Genomic DNA, 16,494 nt, shown 5'->3' with positions numbered 1-16,494 from the left:
TCAGGGGTAGGTGACCCTATCAACAGGCACCGCTGCGCGGTGCGCGCTTATATCACCGCCCGAGTGGGCGATGCTTTACGCGCTGTTTTGGTAAACATATACGGCAAGCATAAGGAAGGCCCATGTTCCATATCGCCCCTCGTCAGGCGACCATTACGGCGCAGCAACGCCAACGCTATCGATCACTTGCCACTTCCACCTTGGGACATTTCACCGACTTCGGCGCCATCACCTGCCTCTCGCCGATCCAGCGTCCCGTCCGGCTGATTGGCACCGCGGTGACGGTCAGGATCCCCCATATCGACGGCAGCATCATCCGCGAGGCGCTGAAGATAGCCTGCCCGGGCGATGTGTTGATGATTGACGTATCTGGCGACTATCGTCGCGCCTGCTGGGGCGAGTTCCGTGCCTATGCGGCGCTGCGCAAGCAGCTCGCCGGCGTTGTGACCAATGGCGCCATCACCGACTGGAACGTACTCTCCCGGCTCAGCCTACCCACTTACGCCCGGATGACCAGCCCCCTGACCACCCGGGCACTGGCGCTGGAAGGCGAGATCAACGTTCCGGTGGCTATCGACGGCGTCACGGTCAACCCCGGCGACCTGGTGGTGGGCGACGACGACGGGCTCTTCGTTATCCCGCCGCATCGTGCCGACGCCCTGGCTGAGGCTGCCGAGACCAAACAGGCACAGGAGCAGGAAAAGCGTAGCGCGCTGGCAGCAGAGTTTCCCGACTGGTTCTGCTAAAGCGCCGTTCTTATCAAAAAGCCGCCCAACGATTTGTCGGGCGGCTGCGTTCATCTCAGGCCTCGATCACTCCCACGGCAGCCTCATCATGGGCTTGCCGTCGTACCCGAGCGAAGGGGTTGCAGGTCAAGCTGGTGTCGAAGGGCATGCTGCCCGGCCCACCCGCGCGTTCAATGATCGGCGCGATAAGCCGCTTGTAGGGCCACTGCTCGCGCTCGAAAAGCTGCTCCTTGAGCATCTCGCGATCACAATCATCGAAGGGGATCGCGTCGATCCGAGCTTCGAGGCGGATAGCCATCTCCCGCCAGAGATCATGGCGAGACAGCGCGTAGTGATCCGCCAAGGTATCAGTGATGGCGCGCAGATTGACCTGTATCGCCAGCGTCTGCAGCCAGAACAGCAGGGCCTCGAGACTGTCGTGATACAAGGTGTTGGCATGACCGGGCTTGATGCAGTAGCACGGGTCCTGCATACCATGCTGCTCAAGGCGCGCAACGCTGATCCGCAGGGAATCATGGTCGCGCAGCAGCAGCCCGTGACACCGGTTCGCTTTGAATACCAGCACGGCATTCTGGCCATGCACTTCCGCCAGCATGCCGAGCCGGAACATGCGCAGATTGATATCAAAGAAACTGTCGCAGAGCTCGCCGAACAACGCTTGCACCGAGGCGGGACTGGCCGTCATGCCGCGCTGGGCCAACCAGTCGTCGAATACATGGTGCTCGCCCCCCGGTAGCGGCGTCCCCAGCGTGGCCATGGGTACCAGGCGCACGCCCGGGTCGCCCAGCAGCGCTCGGGGATAGCTGCGCACCATGGCGGACAGATGCCGCGGCGCCTCATCGAACAGCGTCGCCCCCTGCGGCAGGTAGGCCCACCACTTGCCTTCATCGCACAGGTAGAGCGCCTCGGCGAGCCGAGCGTCCTTCTCTCTGGCCTGGTGCAGCAGGCGGGCGCTTAGATCGCCATTGAACATCTTGACCGCCGGCAGGTAACGCGAGGCGCCTAGGGAGTGGATAGCCATCGGCAGTTTCAGAAAGTGAGGGCTCGCCGTGGTCGGAGCCAGCGAGCGCAGCGACGATGTCGCGAGCCAAGGCTCGGTGACCGTGTCCAGCGAGACGCAGTCCCCCACCGCGAAAGCCGCTTCCAGCCAGTGGGGAAGCGCGTGCTCGTACTGCCAAGGGTGCACGGGAATGGCGACGTGGCTTCGAGTCAGGCCGCGCGACGCCATCTCCCGTTCGAGCGCCTGGCGAGTCTCGCCACCAGCCAGCCACTGCACCGGCGCGGGGCACTCCTCGCCGACGCCGGCCCCGGTCATCACCTGGGAGCGGACCATCGCGACCCAGCGCAGCGTGACGGGGGCGTTGAACTCGGCCATGTAGGCGCGATATTCGCGCTCGCTGAGCCCCTGCTTGGCCTTCGCAGTGGGGTGATAGGGCCGGTCGAGTAACGACGCCCACTGCTCCATGATCGCGAAATGCTCGGCCGTGCCGCGCCCCGACAAGTCACGCGTCTCCACCCGGTGGTCCACCGAGCTCTCCGCCTGCCAGAGGCTGTCGGCAAGCGCCCCGAGGAAGACTTGCTGTCCCTGCCCCAGAGCCAGCTCGTCGTTGTCCGCCACGGCGCCAAAGACCCGGCGCATGAAGGAAACGGGGTCAAGTGACTCCCACTCCTGGCGCTCGTGATGCCTCATGATCACCGGCGTCTGCGGCACCTTTTCCCACGCCTGAGCGATACCGGGCTGCAACAGCATGACGATGCTGTGATGCGGGTCCTGCCGCCAAAGCCAGAAACGCTGCGAAGGGTGGCCATGGTGGGCCTGGAACATCGGCGACCGGGTGAGCCATTCGTCGGCCTCGGTGGCCGCCTGCCAAGTTACGCCGAGGTCATCCAGCAGGCCCTCGACCAGCAGGCCGTCCAAGAGCGATTGCATGATCTGCGCCTCGGCATGGCGCTTGGCGTTCGGAGATTTCATGGTCGTCAGCTCCATAGATGAATCCGTGCTCGACTGATGAGTAGAGAAGGGAATATTCGCCATCGGGGGCATCATGAGCGGGAGGCCTCGCTTTCTACCGGCGCCTTGGCTTCGCCGAGCGCCTTCTGCAGGGCGCGAAAGGCGATGCCGCGCTCGTCGCCCAGCATGAAGGCGCCGACGCCCCGCGCACGCCAGCGAGCCTTGGCCTGCGGGTCGCGTAGGAAGGCGCAATAGGGAATGCGATGCTCGCTCACCGTACGCTGAACCGATTTCAGCGCCTGGACGACGTCGGGATGGCCAGTCTGCCAGGTCACACCCAGTGACTGGGACAGGTCCGCTGCCCCTTCCAGGACCATGTCGAGGCCCGGCACCGCGCAGATCGCCTCGATCTCCGCCACCCCCTGGCGGCTCTCGATCATGGCGATCACCATGATCTCCCGATTGGCCTGCACGACGTAGTCCGTCAGGGAGGCCTTGCCGAAGGCACCGGGCCGCCCGGCGTTGAGGCTGCGCTCGCCCTCTGGCGCGTACTTGCACGCGGCCACGGCACGCTCGAGGGTCTCTGAGGCTTCTACGTTGGGCAGCACGATCCCTTGGGCGCCGCCGTCAAGCAGGCGCACCAGGGTCTTGGGATCGGCGTCCGGTACCCGTACCAGGGGCGTCAATTGGTAGCTCTCGGCGGTACGGATCATGTGCTCGACGGTTTCCGGGTTGATCAGCACATGCTCGGTGTCGATCACCACGAAATCGAAGCCCGCCTCGGCGATTAGCTCGATGGAGGCCGCCGTGGGCAGGGATGCCATGACGCCGTGGACCTCTCTGCCCTCGGCCAGCGCCCGTTTCAGTCGGTTGCTCCTTAGCATGCTGCCTCCTCGCCCGGCGCGAAGGGCGCCAGCGGATTGGGGACGTGCTTGATCTGGGGGGTGGCATCGCCGAACAGGCGGCGGCGGGTCAAGGCTTCCACCTCCCAGCGGGGCGCGAAGACATCGAAGTAGCGGTAGCGTTCGCCGTGCTGCGGATGGGCGCGCTGGTAGGCCTTGATCTCGTCCGCCGCCATGGCCCAGAACCGTGACTCCTCCAGGCCGAAGTGCCGGTGCAGGAAGACCGCCATCTCCGCCAGGGCGATGAAGAAGAAGGCGTCGCAGGAGTAATCGCGAACCGCGTCCGGGTCATCAGTGACGATGAAGGAGTTGCGGTTGAGGGCTGCATGACGCTCGGGCACGGGCTCCAGCTCCGGGGCCAGTTCGGGGCGTGCCAGATGCGAGACACTGAAGCGCACACCGTCGTGGAAATCCTTCAACGCCACCCTCAGCGGCCATCCATCGCGATGGAGGACCACGATGTTCTGGCCATGGGACTCCAACCCCACGCCCTCGGCGAACAGCAGATGGATGATGGGCAGAGTGGCAACATGCACGAGCTGCCGGGTCCAGGCTTCCAGCCCATGACTCGCCACCCAGGGCGCGATGAAGGGACTGGCAGGCTCCCCCTCTACGTCTCGGGTGTACTGGCTCAGCCCATTGAAGGGCACGGCTCGCTCGCCATCCTCGAGAAACTCGCCGATGTTCTGACGCCAGATGGCACCGACCTTGCCGTACACATCGTTGTAGCGGGTGTCCGGGAAGGCTCGCTCGTCCAGGGCCACGCCGGCCACTTCGCCGAGGATTAGGAGCCCCGCGGCCCGAGCAGTCTCGTCGGTGTTGATGAGCCGCTGAAGCCACTGGGTGATGATCGGCCCGTTGGTGACGGTGTGACGCGCCAGGATGCGCGTGCTGGATGTGTTGGTGATGCTCATCGCCAGCTTGAGATACGGCTTATCCGCCTCTCGCGGGGCCAGAGTACGAATCGACTGTTGCGCGGTATAGATCGTCTCGCCTTCGCCCAGCAGAGCGATTTCGCCGCTGGCAAGCTCCGGGTACAGCGCCGGGATCAGCACGTTTTCCCACTGCCAGGGATGCACCGGCATCAGCACGACATCATCCCGCGCTAATTGGCGCTGTGCGAGATAATCGTCCAGGCTCGCCAGGATGTGTGGGCCGGCATCCCTCGCGACACGGTCGGCGAGCGCCACCCCGCTGACGGTCCCCTGATACGCCAGGCGCTTCGGTACGGCCAGCCACCCTACCCGCAGCGGCTGGGCGAACTCCGGCCCATAACGCTGATTGTCCTGCAGGGAGAAACCGAGCCGCGACTTGTAGCAAGGGTGGTAGCTGTGCGCATCGGTGAAATACTGCTCCAGCACATCGGCATCCAGCAGCTGCGGTGGATCGATGAATGGCATCAGCCAGGTGGATGACTGCACGTCCTTGATCAGGGTCTGCGTCAGTTCGTTGACGAAACCGGGTTGGATTGCCACATCGCCCAGCGCCGTCTCGAGATCAACGAGAAACCGCTGCAGGTTTACCGGCGCCGGCGAGCCCGACGAGTCCTCGACCACGAGGGTAAAATGCTCGAGACGGATCAGATCAAAGCTGTGGCATTGCCAGCCATTCACACAATAGCGACGCTTGCCCAGCATCAGGGTGAATAGCCTAGTGCCGGCGATATCGGCCTCCGGTTCGATGGTGGCCTCATAGGGAAGCACGTCCTCGTAGAGCAGAGTCTGCAGCAACTGGCCGACGACGCGTTGCTCGATACGGGCATGATGCCGCCAGTGCGCCGCAGAGGCGAACGGCGTAGAGATAGACACCGGAGCCGCAGGGTCGCCCTCGCCTGCCACGGCCGACGGCAGATTACGTTCATGGGATGTCATGATGCACCTTCAATACTAGGAAAATGGAGCGGCAAAGCGCCTCGGCCCGAACCTCGGCTCAGCTCGCTGTCTCGGCGTGCCGCTGGCCTCGCGTCTTGAGCTCGCGGCTCTCATGAGAGTCGCGGACGAAGACCTGCTCGGGTCGCGGATGGCAGAGGAAGTCTGCGTGAGAGATGTTGTAGCCATAGGCACCGGCCAACGGCAGTACCAGCAGGTCGCCCACCGCCACCCCGGTCATTTCCTGCCGGCGGCTCAGCACATCCTTGGGGGTACATAGCTGCCCCACCACGGTCCAGGACCGGCGCTCCCCCTCGATTGCCCGCTCGGGGTCGCAGGGCAAGTGAATGACCGGGTGATCGTGACCTTGGGCCGCGGGCAGGCGGAACTGGTGGGTACCGCCCCGGCAGACGAGAAAACCTTCCCCATGGCTGACCTTGGTATCGAGCACCTCGATCACGTAGTAGCCGCAAAACGCCGAGAGGAAGCGGCCGATCTCGAAGCGCACCCGAGGCGGCTCGTGCATGGCCGCCAGACGCTCCCCTAGGGCCTCACAAAGACCGGGCCAGTCGAACTGTGCAGACGGCTGAAGGTAGTTCACGCCAATCCCTCCGCCCACGTTGAGCTGAGTGACACGCTCGGGCTGGTGTGCCAGCGCTCGCCAGCGAGGCCAGCACTCCAGATAGGACGCCAATAGTCGTTGGTGTCGCCGCTCACAGGTCTGGTGCGACATGGCGTGAACATGGAAGCCGACGAGGGTCAGGTTCGGGGCGTCATCCACTGCTCGCACGGCGTCAGCGAGATGCGCCTCATCGATACCGAACGGGGTGGCGGTGCCGGCCATCCTCAGGCGGCTGGAAAGATCCGCGGGCAGCGCTGGGTTGATGCGCAGCAGCACGGGCTGCAGGTGATCCAGCGACGCCGCGATCGCCTGCAGGCGGGCCACTTCCCCGAGGCTTTCGACATGAAAGGCCTCGACACCACGCGTCATGGCCTCCCGCATGTCCGTGTCTAGCTTGCCCGGTCCGGAAAGCACCCAGGGGCGCGGCGTCGAACAGGCGCAGGCACGCGTGATCTCGCCGCCTGACGATAGCTCCAGCCCATCCACGACCGGCGCAACCGTATCGATGATAGCCGCCTCGCTGTTGGCCTTGATCGCATAGTAGAGCTCGACACCGGCAGGCAATGCCGCCTTCATGGCGCGACCCTGCGCGGCGAGCGCCGGGAGATCATAAAAGAACGCCGCCATGGGCTCGCTGCATACCTGGCGATGCGAGGCAATAGCAGAGAGGATGTGGTTAGGAATCGTGACGCACTCAGCCATAGGCCACCTCCCTGCCCATGGCTTGGTTGATGCGCCACGGATTAGGCAACGCCACATACTCAGCATGCCGGTCCGCCTGGGCCATCAGCCGTAGCTTGAAGTTGGTCTTACAAGGCAGCTCGCCTCCCTTCAGCAGCGCATCCAGCTCGGGGGCCGATGTTTCCAGAGTTTGCCGCACCCGACGCAGCTCATTCAAAGTGTCTTGCCACAGCGCATCGCCAAGGGCCGGCCGCTGCCAGCTCAACGCCAGGATCGCCTCGGCGACATGATTCACGAGCAGGCAATAGGCGATACGGTTCCAGCCCTGCTCGCGGCGGTAGGTCATCGATTCTCTGACTCGGGGATTCAATGTCTCCCCCGCGAGCCAGTCCACGCCTTTGTCGTGGGTCAGCTTGACCCCTTCGAAGTCACGTAGCAGCATCTGTCGGGGCATGCCCTCGTCATGGATCAGCACACAATTTTGCATATGGGGCTCCATGACGATGCCGTGACGGAAGAACAGCCCCAAGACCGGTGCCATCAGCGTGCGCAGGTAGGCCTGGAACCACTGCCGGACCCGGCCTTCTGACGGAAGGATGTCGCCAGTATCGCTTACACCGTCCGGTAACGCCGCTTCGATGAAGGACAGCGCCATGGGTGCCAGCTGAGCATCGCGTGCAAACAGTGTCGCGCTGAGCAGGCAACGCTCGGGCGAGAAGCGCTCGCAAAAGTTTTCCCGCAGGATCATGCCGGTCTGCTCCCGGAACCAGCGCCGGTCGGCATCAATGCCCTCGGCCGGCGCCCAGTGCACCGTGGCCGGCTCCTGTGCCACACATAGCGCTTCCAGCGCCGCATCCTTCTGTTGGTTGAGTCGATGCATGATACGATCGATGACCAGCGTACTCTCCAGTTCGTACCAGGCATTCTTGCGCACACAGTTGGTGATGCGCACATTGAGCGACCCCTTAAGAAACCAAGGATGCCCCTCAAGGTACCAGGTGCGCATGGACGCCGTAGGTGCGGCGCACCAGCCGCTCTGCCCGAGATCGCCGATAATGCCATCCGCGATCAAGGCTGCCACTCGGGCATCCTGGCGGAACAGTTCAGCTTGCACCGGGTGCATGCTGAGTACCACGCGGCTGCCATCCTCGGCATGGCGCTGGTCCGCCACATGCGACAGCACATCCTGGACACTCAACCGGTTAGCCTGGACACTCAGCCCGGCTACGGGAAAGGAAAATTGGTGCAGGGCCGTGGTGGCACAGAATTCCGGCGCGTAGGCAGGCTTATTCTGCAGTCGATGCGACGGCCATTGCCTGGCCTTGGGCGTAGGATGATTAGGGTGGCCGAACCACAGCCCCTGCTCACTGCAGCGATAGTCTGTCAGCGGCTGAAGTCTCGGTAGCTCGACGGCATGCGCGACGATCTTTGTCATGACATCCTGACTCTGCACGACCTGATCGCATAGTTCCTGGTTGAGCCTTCCGTCATGCCACCGACAGTGCTCCAGCAGCGCGACAACCAGCCCCGCCACCTCGAAAAGTTGCCACCTGGCGGCTCCCGTCTCCAGAAGATAAACATCGGAAAGGTAGAATTGACTCCCAATGACCGAGCGCCGGTCCACCATCACAAACAGTGAAAGCGATGCCGACCATTCGATAAGCAATGGCGTGCCGTGTAACTGGTCCGGCAGGCCTTTTCGCTGGGCCGGCCATCGATAGGATAGGGTGCGATGGGGTATTGCCACTTCCTTGATGATGCAATTCAACAATGCATGCGCCGATGCATGTCGGCTCGTCTCGTCGGGTAAACGAGAGAAACGGGCGTAGCTCATGTGGCCTCCGCAAGAATGCGTCCTTTAAAGACTCACCTGCCCGGTAGCCGTCGGTGAAAGCCCTATCGTCGTCGTTGGCTGTTCTGCCGTCGGCTTATGACACCCTTTGGCCTGTGAATCCGCGTGCCCCTAGCTAGTCACTTTGCGAAGTTGTAATTAGTCATTGTGCTTGTCGTGTGGTTGACAGGGCGATACGACCATGCCCTAACGAAACATTCTGTCCTGCTGTCCTGCGTGCCGAGACAGCACATCAAAGGCACGCGTGGCAGCTTGCGCAGTGCCTAGCCGAATGACCAAGCACATCATGCGAATGAGAATAGTTATACTAATCATTAATGAAATACTTGTCCATGTTCCTTGAGCGATCCGTTCGCGTGGCCTGTTATCTATGGTGCTGAACAGGCCCAAGAAGGTCTTTGGGTATTGAAAATGAGAATTTTTTATCTTACGGTTCTTCAGCTTAGGAATTTCACCAACGAGCCAACTCGATGCCCTCGATATCTGCCAAGCCGCCTCGACTGACGGGCGAAGCTCTTCGCGCCGGGTACGATTCCCGACGGGTACTCGACGGCGTTGACCTGACGGTGGCTGAGGGCAAGCTGACGGTGCTGCTCGGCCCGAACGGTAGCGGGAAATCGACGCTGCTGAAGACGTTGGCGCGCACGCTGACGCCCTATGCCGGACGCGTTTGTCTCGATGGTAAGGACATCCACCGACGCAATACGCGAGAGGTAGCACAACGCTTGGGCATCCTGCCGCAGGGCCCTTCCGCACCGGAGGGTCTCACGGTTAGGCAATTGGTCGGCATGGGGCGCTTTCCTCACCAGCGGTTGTGGCGACAGGATGCCGAGCAGGATGCTCGCGCCATCCGCGAGGCGATGGCCTATGCCGATGTCACGGACTTTGCTGAGCGCAGTGTCGACGCGCTCTCCGGCGGCCAGCGTCAACGCTGTTGGATCGCCATGGTCCTGGCCCAAGAAACTGATTTGATTCTACTCGACGAGCCGACGACCTTTCTCGACCTGAAGGTCCAAGTCGACTTGCTGGAATTGCTGGTTCGACTCGCCCACGACAAGAGGCGCACACTGCTGGTGGTGTTGCATGATCTCAACCTGGCCGCGGCCTATGCCGACATTCTGGTAATGATGCGCCAGGGTCGCATCGAACATAGCGGGCCACCGGAAACGGTCTTCACCAGTGATCGCCTCAAAGAGGTCTTCGATCTTGATGCACATGTCATTCGCGATCCGCATACCCGCCGCCTGCTCTGCGTGCCCAGCCTGGTGGGCACCACGCCGACTCCCCAAGTGGTACCCGGGGTCGCGCATGGTTGACCCCGCCCCGATAGCCCAATGAGTCGCCGATGACCGCCGCCTCCAGACAATTCTGTGCCATCGAGAGCGCCGAGATCGGCGACCCACTGGTGGGCACTGCCGCACATGCCACACGCAACCTGCTGGTCAGCTGGCCGCGGGCCAAGTGGCTGCGCAACCTGCGCCAAGCCAGCGATATGCCGGAAGAGGTACTTAACCTGCTCAGCGCCATCGCCGATGGCGGCCGTCGAGTCAACCTGATACATCGCCGGGAGCAGCCAAGCCATCACCATCGGCTGGTGCTGATGCCGGAGGGCCGAACGTACGACGTGAAGAGGAAGGAACTGGCCGAGCTACTGCACGCCTTCATCCATGGGAAACCGCTCGAACGCTGGCAAACCGGAAGCGTCAACGGGTCACTGATTCTTTGCTGCACTCACGGAAAGAAGGACAAATGCTGCGCCAAGTTCGGTTATCGCAGCTATAAGGCACTCGCTAGCGCAGCACGGGAGCATTCATACCCTTTTGATGTTTGGGAGAGCTCCCACCTGGGCGGCTGTCGGCTCGCCGCTAGCGTCATGGTCTTCCCGGCGCTACGCAAGTACGGCCGCCTCACCGACGACGATGTCCCGCGAATGTTGCAGGCCGAGGCCGAGGATCGTCCCTACCTGCCCTGCTATCGCGGCGATTCGACGCTGACACCGCCGGAGCAATGCGCCCAGGTCGCCGCTCTGATGTGGTTGGAAAAACGGGGAATGTGCGGCGGCGTGACGGTGAAAGGCGAAGCCAGGTGGCTCGATGCTCACCGGCAAAGCGTGCCCGTACGCTGGCAGACCGCGCAGCGCGAGGGGTGGCTAGAAGTGACCTGCCGCGCCTATGAACTCATCCGCCACGATACCTGCGCCGACTACGAGCAGGACGGCGCGCAACCGAGCCAGGTCTGGCATGCCATGCACATCATTGAGCAAGCGCCGACGGACGACCCCCGCCTGACCTGAAGCACCAAGAAGAGTCAGACGCTGTTGGCATTATCTCTCATTTAAGTAGTTATCGCTCAGCGCTGCGACCATTACGCTGGGTCGCAACCAGACTCGCGTGTACCAAGGCATATTATACGGTACAAACATTCATACCTAGTCTAGTAAGTTTGTAGCGAAGGTGCGGCGGAAGTCATGAGCAAGCGTGTACTGGCTCTCGATGTCTACGGCATCTTGATCGACACCCACGGTGTGGCCGCGGAGCTGAGCCGGGGGTTCGTCGTTCTGGCCAAGTCAGCGTAGACACGTGCTCAAGCCGCAGTTGCCAGCTCGACTTCCCTCGGCGTCTGGTAGCCCAGAGTCGGGTGGAGCCGGCAGCTGTTGTACTCCATCTCGATGTATTCGATCACGTCCCGCCGTGCTGCCTGGCGGCTCCCGTATCGCTGGCCAGCCAGCCACTCGCTTTTCAGTGAGCCGAAGAAGCGCTCCATAACGGCGTTATCCCAACAATTCCCCTTGCGACTCATCGAAGGTAGTCAAAATATTTAAAATCATATCTAGATCTCTGCGTGACCATGGTTAGTCTTGTCGTTCGTCTTCACAGTACCTGAGTTATCAAGTGATGACCGCCTCCTCGATTCGCTGTTGCTTGGCAGCCTGCTCTTTCATGAAGGGCATAGCCTGGGTCAGCAAAGTGAAAGTGCTGGAAAAAAACAATAGCCCCGGCAAAGTGCCGGGGCCAAACAAGAACTAACTAATACGGATAGTTCAGAACTCTTCCCACTCAAGTTCAGCGGTCTGGGATGCAGGCGCCTTTCTAACGACTGGCTGCGAAACGCGTGAAGGAAGTGCAGGCGCCCGCTCCGGGGCCGCCACCTGTCGGGTGTGCTGTGTCTCGCCTTCCGCTAGCCGGAAGATTGCGACTGCCGACTCAAGCTGGGCCGCCTGCTCCTCGAGTGAGGACGCGGCCGCAGCAGCCTCCTGTACCAGTGCCGCATTCTGCTGAGTCACTTCATCCATTTGCGAGACAGCCTGATTGACTTGCTCGATGCCTTCGCTCTGCTCCTGGGAAGCTGCCGAGATCTCATCCATGATATCCGCAACACGCTTCACTGATGACATGATGTCATCCATCGTCTGGCCTGCACCCTCCACCAGAGTCGCGCCCTGCTCGACCTGGTTTGCCGAGGTCTCGATGAGAGCGCGAATCTCCTTGGCAGCGTCAGCGCTGCGGCTTGCCAGGTTACGAACTTCTGTCGCAACAACGGCAAATCCTCGGCCTTGTTCACCGGCCCGGGCAGCCTCGACCGACGCGTTGAGCGCCAGAATATTGGTCTGGAAGGCAATCGAATCGATAACACCGATGATGTCGGTAATCTTCCTTGAGCTTTCAGAAATGCCGCGCATGGTCACAACGACCTGGTCTACGGCATCCCCACCGCGTTCTGCTGTCGCGGAAGCCTCGCTAGCCAGGGTACTGCCCTGACGCGCATTGTCGGCGTTCTGCTTAACCGTCGCTGTTAACTGTTCCATGCTGGCCGCTGTTTCTTCTAGTGAGGCGGCTTGCTGCTCGGTACGAGACGAGAGGTCCGTATTGCCGCTGGCGATTTCACGAGTGCCGATATGGATAGAGCCGCTACTGTCTCGAACCACAGAAACCGTCTGGGACAACCCCGTCTGCATGTGCTTCATGGCAGCAAACAACTGGCCGATCTCGTTACGGCCTCGATCAGAGATCCTGCGCGATAGATCCCCTTGGGCAATCCGCTCGAAGTGTGTCACGGCTTCCTGCAAGGGACGAATGACGACACGCATCATGCCGACCCGAACCATGGCGACACTCAGGACAACCAGGAGCAAGGCAGCTACACCGATGTACGCATAGGTATCGATAGTCGAACGGTATCCGGACAGAAGGTCTGCGCCACGTGTCCTGGCGAAGTCGATAAAGGCCTCATTGGCTTTGATATACGCCAGGTTGAGCCTGTCCCCCTCTCGCTTTGCTGCTCTGTAGGCATTTTCGTCATTTCGCCCGAGCGCTTCGTGCTGTGGAGCCAGCCCTTTCGTGATGAGTTGGGAGAAAGCCACCGCAACTGCATCAGCAAAGGGTTTGCCCTGCTCGGTTTTGGGGGCAGCTACGAAAGTGTCGAAACGCTGCTGGGCCATCTGCAGCGCCTCGCCTGCTTTCTCCAGATACGTTGCCGCAGCTGCCTTGTCCCCTTCATTCAAGGCATCCAGATGATTGAGAAAGAACAATTGAGTATCCGCGATATTTACCTGGGTGCGGTTCAGTGAGTTCAGTTGCTGGATATTGATTCGGTTCAGTTCGTCTATCGAACCGACACCCAGTTTGCTGGATTGATAGCCAAGCGCTGCTACGAGCAGAATCAGCGTGGTGAACAGTGCAAGCACAGCCGTTAAGCCCGCCTTAACCGTCAAATTTTTCATACCGTTGTACATTTCTGTTTCTCGTCTAGGGATCGGCCTGCGCAACCAAAGGGTCTGCTTCGTTGAGCAGCAACGAACCCAGGCATTCTCTGGCTTACGACAGGTATTGAAGATATCGGCTTGTGCTAAGCAAATGTTTAGCGTGAAAAAATTTTAACCTGCTTTAATTAACCTAGATCAATATCTACCCAAGAACGTAATAAATAGTTGACAATGATAGGCCGAAAACCGTCACCAATCGTACTTCGCGATTACGCTCGGAGAGAAGGTAGCCAAACGGAGTACCTCAAAAGCCAAAACCCCAGCATCCATGCTGGGGTTTTGGCTGGGCGTCCCTGCCCTGGTTTACCTTTACCGTTTCCTGCTTTTGTTGTCCTTGGCTGAGCCGTCTTGGCCGCTCCCTTCGTGAAGCGTCTCTGCATAGGCTGCGTATTCCAGACAGGCATTTCGGCCACTGATGACCCCACGAAACGCCCTTGCACCCAAGAGCATATGCCTTCTCCTAAATTACGGATCTAGGTCTGGCATGTTTATTTGTAGCTTAAAAATGATAACGGTATATCTGGTCGGTGTCTTGTCACGAGAGAACGGCGGATGCTACGTCTGGTATAGCAGCAATACTGCGAGTGTCCCGCATGCGGGACGGTGAGCTTGCGTCTGGCAGCTGACAACCCTTCATCCATTGAACGCCAGCACCTTCGTACTGCTGATAGAAAAGCCGTTATGCAGGGCTAACCTGCGTAGCGAAGAGGTGACGGTTCTTCCGGGTGTGAGTGATTCTGTCAGGGCCTCATGAAACTTTCTGGATAGGCAGCGCGGCTGAGCTTCAATGGCCTTTCGCAAGGTCGTCCCTTTGACTGGATATGACATGCCCTGCTCACGGATGAGCCGATCAAGCTCATGTCCCAGCTAGGTTGGCGGGCACCCTGGCCGTATGCTGCGTTCCGCTCGTGATACCTCGGCTTCGAACTCAGAATCGACAACAGAGACATCCGCTCCCTTATAGGCCGAAACGCACTCAGCCCCCCCTCGTACAGTGGTAATAAGCCCAAGGTCCTAACTTTTCGATGCTGCAAGCATGCAAGGAGCGATTTTAAGGTACGGTCCTGCGTGACAATGAGCCACGGTACGTGGCGAAGACGCGGGTTCGTTGCCAACAGGGTACCGGCGTGGAACATCAACGTCGTATCGGTGGCTGACTCCCCTTCGGGTGACACCAGGCATTTGATGGTTGCCTCGGGATGTGAGTAGTGGCCCCATTGATGCATCGAGCGGATTTGTCCGCAAACAATCACGTAGTCGTTACGTAACCCCAGGAGGTCAAGTATACGAGGCTTGCGGTAGCGATCCGCATTGATGATCAAAACACGAGACAGCAGAGGCACCGATTGGTGCTCGCCGGCTTGGACATCGATGACGTCCTGAGCAACCTGTCCCCGGTGGGAGCTGCTTGAGCGATGAGAACGGAAGATCGGTCATGAGGGCTCCTGTCAAGATTCAGAAACCATACTGCAGCCCTCATTAGCTGTAAGAGGCCGGATGATAGATTAGCCGTAGGAGCTACCCTCTGCTGGCAGCGCGTGAACTCTTGCTCAATTCATCCAGGAGCAGCGAGAAGGATATCAACTGCATAAGACGGCGACCACCACGCCGCGCATCCGCAAGGAGCTCCAGCAGGCACCCGCCTCGGTCAGTGATAGCGAGCTGGCTCGGCGTTATCATGTCTCGTGTCCTACCATTGCTCGGTGGCATTATCGCAGCTCGCAACATGACCGATCCCACACGCGACACAACCTGCTCGCGACGCTGTCTTCCGTCCAGGAAGAGATCGTGGTGGCCCTACGCGAATACCTGCGTCTGAGCGTCGATGACTTGCTGGTCGTGGCAAAGGAGTTTCTTCACCCCGACCTCTCACGTTCAGCGCTGCAACGCCTCTTGAGACGACGAGGCCTGCCCAGCCTGGCGGCGTTGGAAAAGCAGGAGAAGACGGCTCAACAGTCACCCCATAAGCCCTTCAAGGCCTATGAGCCGGGATGTCCATGTCGACGTCAAGCATCTGCCTAGCCGGATCGACTGCCGACCGTCCTTGCGCTTGAAGCGCGGATAGCGCGCCTTGATCTGGAAGTTGAAGAAGTTATCGAAGGCGGCTTTCTGATCCCGCAGCGCCTGCTGCAGGATGACGCTGGACACGTCCTTTAGCCACGGATACTCGACTTTGAGGGCCACCAGCCGTTTTTCCGCTGCGGAATGCGATATCGACTCGCCGCGCTGCTGATACGCCTCGGTGCGGTATGCCAACGTATTGTTCCAGACGAAACGCACGCATCCGAACGACTGCGCCAGAAGCTCGGCCTGCTCTGGCGTAGGATAAAAGCGTTCTTTGTAGGCACGTTTCGTCATGCTGGAGAAATATCAGGGGTAGGTGACCCTATCAACAGGCACCGCTGCGCGGTGCGCGCTTATATCACCGCCCGAGTGGGCGATGCTTTACGCGCTGTTTTGGTGATGAACTGCAGCCTCGCTATCGAACGATACAATGCGGCCAGAGAAATCTTCCTCGAACATTGCCGCTGCCATGGTCGCGAAATTACGCTTGCGCCTGCCGTCGGGCAGGCGTTCGATACCATAGAGAATTTCAGCGACCGTAATAACAGAAATTGTCACGGAAAGAGCGTCCTGCCTGTCCAGCCAGTCAACAACCCAAGCGTCTGGCACAGGCCGCATCAGCTCGAATAGCACATTGGTATCAAGGATAATCATGCGCCGAAGCCCGGGTCACGAGGCTTATCAGGCCTAGGCGGCACTTCCAGCTCGATGCCTTCCACGTCTGCGAATCGCTCATGTATGCGAGTCCCTAGCCCTTTTGTTTTAGGCTGGTTCAGGGAACTTCGCAGAATGATGCGGACCTCCTCTTCCATGGAATGGCCATGCCTAGCCGCTTCCATGCGAAGCTGAGTCTTCAACTCCTCGTCCAGATTACGGATCGTGATCGATGCCATGCCAGTCTCCCCGTATGATGTCAATGCTAGCAGAAACCTTCAGGTGCGCCTATACAGGGCGATAGGTATCATGCTGGCTCGTAATAGAGGCTTCGAAGGCAGGGAGACCTGTGCTCGCTGTTGGGACATAAGGAACTCATGAGCATGCACAAG

General features: G+C 60.3%; 11 protein-coding genes and 3 pseudogenes. 4 read left to right on the top strand and 10 right to left on the bottom strand.

The genetic code is table 11. The features are described from left to right. The first annotated feature begins 122 nt into the window (after positions 1-122). Positions 123-746: an RraA family protein gene (locus F568_RS0109840; RefSeq protein WP_019018554.1), complete on the top strand. Its 624-nt coding sequence runs from the start codon at positions 123-125 to the stop codon at positions 744-746. Between the two features lie 55 nt (positions 747-801). Here F568_RS0109840 and F568_RS22630 read toward each other — a convergent pair whose 3' ends face one another. The 5 genes from F568_RS22630 to F568_RS0109815 form a co-directional block, all read right to left on the bottom strand. Then, positions 802-2,718, bottom strand: coding sequence for an IucA/IucC family protein (locus F568_RS22630; RefSeq protein ID WP_229804357.1), 1,917 nt, complete (start codon positions 2,716-2,718; stop codon positions 802-804). 71 nt (positions 2,719-2,789) lie between these two features. Continuing rightward, positions 2,790-3,581 (bottom strand): HpcH/HpaI aldolase family protein, encoded by a 792-nt coding sequence (locus F568_RS0109830; RefSeq protein ID WP_019018552.1) that lies wholly within the window; start codon positions 3,579-3,581, stop codon positions 2,790-2,792. After that, positions 3,575-5,470, bottom strand: coding sequence for an IucA/IucC family protein (locus F568_RS0109825; protein WP_019018551.1), 1,896 nt, complete (start codon positions 5,468-5,470; stop codon positions 3,575-3,577). The genes F568_RS0109830 and F568_RS0109825 overlap by 7 nt, the downstream gene beginning before the upstream one ends. 58 nt (positions 5,471-5,528) lie before the next feature. Then, positions 5,529-6,791, bottom strand: a complete 1,263-nt coding sequence (locus F568_RS0109820) for a type III PLP-dependent enzyme (RefSeq protein ID WP_019018550.1) — start codon at positions 6,789-6,791, stop codon at positions 5,529-5,531. Then, complete coding sequence (locus F568_RS0109815; protein ID WP_019018549.1) at positions 6,784-8,604, bottom strand: IucA/IucC family protein; 1,821 nt, start codon at positions 8,602-8,604, stop codon at positions 6,784-6,786. Before F568_RS0109815 ends, F568_RS0109820 begins: the two co-directional genes overlap by 8 nt. A 488-nt stretch (positions 8,605-9,092) precedes the next feature. Here F568_RS0109815 and F568_RS0109810 point away from each other — a divergent pair, with 488 nt between their 5' ends. Next, positions 9,093-9,938, top strand: a complete 846-nt coding sequence (locus F568_RS0109810) for an ABC transporter ATP-binding protein (protein WP_019018548.1) — start codon at positions 9,093-9,095, stop codon at positions 9,936-9,938. 29 nt (positions 9,939-9,967) lie between these two features. Then, entirely contained in the window at positions 9,968-10,915 is a 948-nt protein-coding gene (locus F568_RS0109805) for a ferredoxin family protein (RefSeq protein ID WP_019018547.1), read from the top strand. Positions 10,916-11,205: 290 nt separating this feature from the next. On the opposite strand, the pseudogene F568_RS0109795 reads toward F568_RS0109805, so the two are convergent. Next, positions 11,206-11,424, bottom strand: a pseudogene (locus F568_RS0109795) (integrase core domain-containing protein); the annotation flags it as partial. A gap of 238 nt (positions 11,425-11,662) precedes the next feature. Next, positions 11,663-13,354 carry a methyl-accepting chemotaxis protein gene (locus F568_RS26075; protein ID WP_019018544.1) on the bottom strand — a complete coding sequence of 564 codons (1,692 nt, stop codon included), beginning with the start codon at positions 13,352-13,354 and terminating at the stop codon, positions 11,663-11,665. A 1,587-nt stretch (positions 13,355-14,941) separates the two neighbouring features. On the opposite strand from F568_RS26075, the pseudogene F568_RS25710 reads away from it, so the two are divergent. Further along, positions 14,942-15,416 (top strand): annotated as a pseudogene (locus tag F568_RS25710) (transposase family protein); the annotation flags it as partial. A 248-nt stretch (positions 15,417-15,664) separates the two neighbouring features. Here F568_RS25710 and F568_RS26345 read toward each other — a convergent pair. The 3 genes and pseudogenes from F568_RS26345 to F568_RS0109765 form a co-directional block, all read right to left on the bottom strand. Next, a pseudogene (locus tag F568_RS26345) lies at positions 15,665-15,742 on the bottom strand (helix-turn-helix domain-containing protein); the annotation flags it as partial. A gap of 87 nt (positions 15,743-15,829) precedes the next feature. Further along, positions 15,830-16,102 (bottom strand): PIN domain-containing protein, encoded by a 273-nt coding sequence (locus F568_RS22620; RefSeq protein ID WP_019018540.1) that lies wholly within the window; start codon positions 16,100-16,102, stop codon positions 15,830-15,832. Next, on the bottom strand, positions 16,099-16,341 hold the full coding sequence (locus F568_RS0109765; RefSeq protein WP_019018539.1) for a FitA-like ribbon-helix-helix domain-containing protein: 243 nt from the start codon (positions 16,339-16,341) through the stop codon (positions 16,099-16,101). The genes F568_RS22620 and F568_RS0109765 overlap by 4 nt, the downstream gene beginning before the upstream one ends. Positions 16,342-16,494 lie beyond the last annotated feature (153 nt).

The organism is Modicisalibacter luteus DSM 23508 (assembly GCF_000378505.1).
Classification (GTDB): Bacteria; Pseudomonadota; Gammaproteobacteria; order Pseudomonadales; family Halomonadaceae; genus Modicisalibacter; species Modicisalibacter luteus.
This window is presented reverse-complemented; position numbering and strand designations above follow the sequence as displayed.

What these genes read in the sequence shown, in the direction of transcription:
- F568_RS26075 (WP_019018544.1), bottom strand. Translation starts at nt 13,354, where the DNA reads ATGTACAACGGTATGAAAAATTTGACGGTTAAGGCGGGCTTAACGGCT.
- F568_RS0109830 (WP_019018552.1), bottom strand. Translation starts at nt 3,581, where the DNA reads ATGCTAAGGAGCAACCGACTGAAACGGGCGCTGGCCGAGGGCAGAGAG.
- F568_RS0109765 (WP_019018539.1), bottom strand. Translation starts at nt 16,341, where the DNA reads ATGGCATCGATCACGATCCGTAATCTGGACGAGGAGTTGAAGACTCAG.
- F568_RS0109815 (WP_019018549.1), bottom strand. Translation starts at nt 8,604, where the DNA reads ATGAGCTACGCCCGTTTCTCTCGTTTACCCGACGAGACGAGCCGACAT.
- F568_RS0109825 (WP_019018551.1), bottom strand. Translation starts at nt 5,470, where the DNA reads ATGACATCCCATGAACGTAATCTGCCGTCGGCCGTGGCAGGCGAGGGC.
- F568_RS22620 (WP_019018540.1), bottom strand. Translation starts at nt 16,102, where the DNA reads ATGATTATCCTTGATACCAATGTGCTATTCGAGCTGATGCGGCCTGTG.
- F568_RS0109840 (WP_019018554.1), top strand. Translation starts at nt 123, where the DNA reads ATGTTCCATATCGCCCCTCGTCAGGCGACCATTACGGCGCAGCAACGC.
- F568_RS0109810 (WP_019018548.1), top strand. Translation starts at nt 9,093, where the DNA reads ATGCCCTCGATATCTGCCAAGCCGCCTCGACTGACGGGCGAAGCTCTT.
- F568_RS0109820 (WP_019018550.1), bottom strand. Translation starts at nt 6,791, where the DNA reads ATGGCTGAGTGCGTCACGATTCCTAACCACATCCTCTCTGCTATTGCC.
- F568_RS0109805 (WP_019018547.1), top strand. Translation starts at nt 9,968, where the DNA reads ATGACCGCCGCCTCCAGACAATTCTGTGCCATCGAGAGCGCCGAGATC.
- F568_RS22630 (WP_229804357.1), bottom strand. Translation starts at nt 2,718, where the DNA reads ATGAAATCTCCGAACGCCAAGCGCCATGCCGAGGCGCAGATCATGCAA.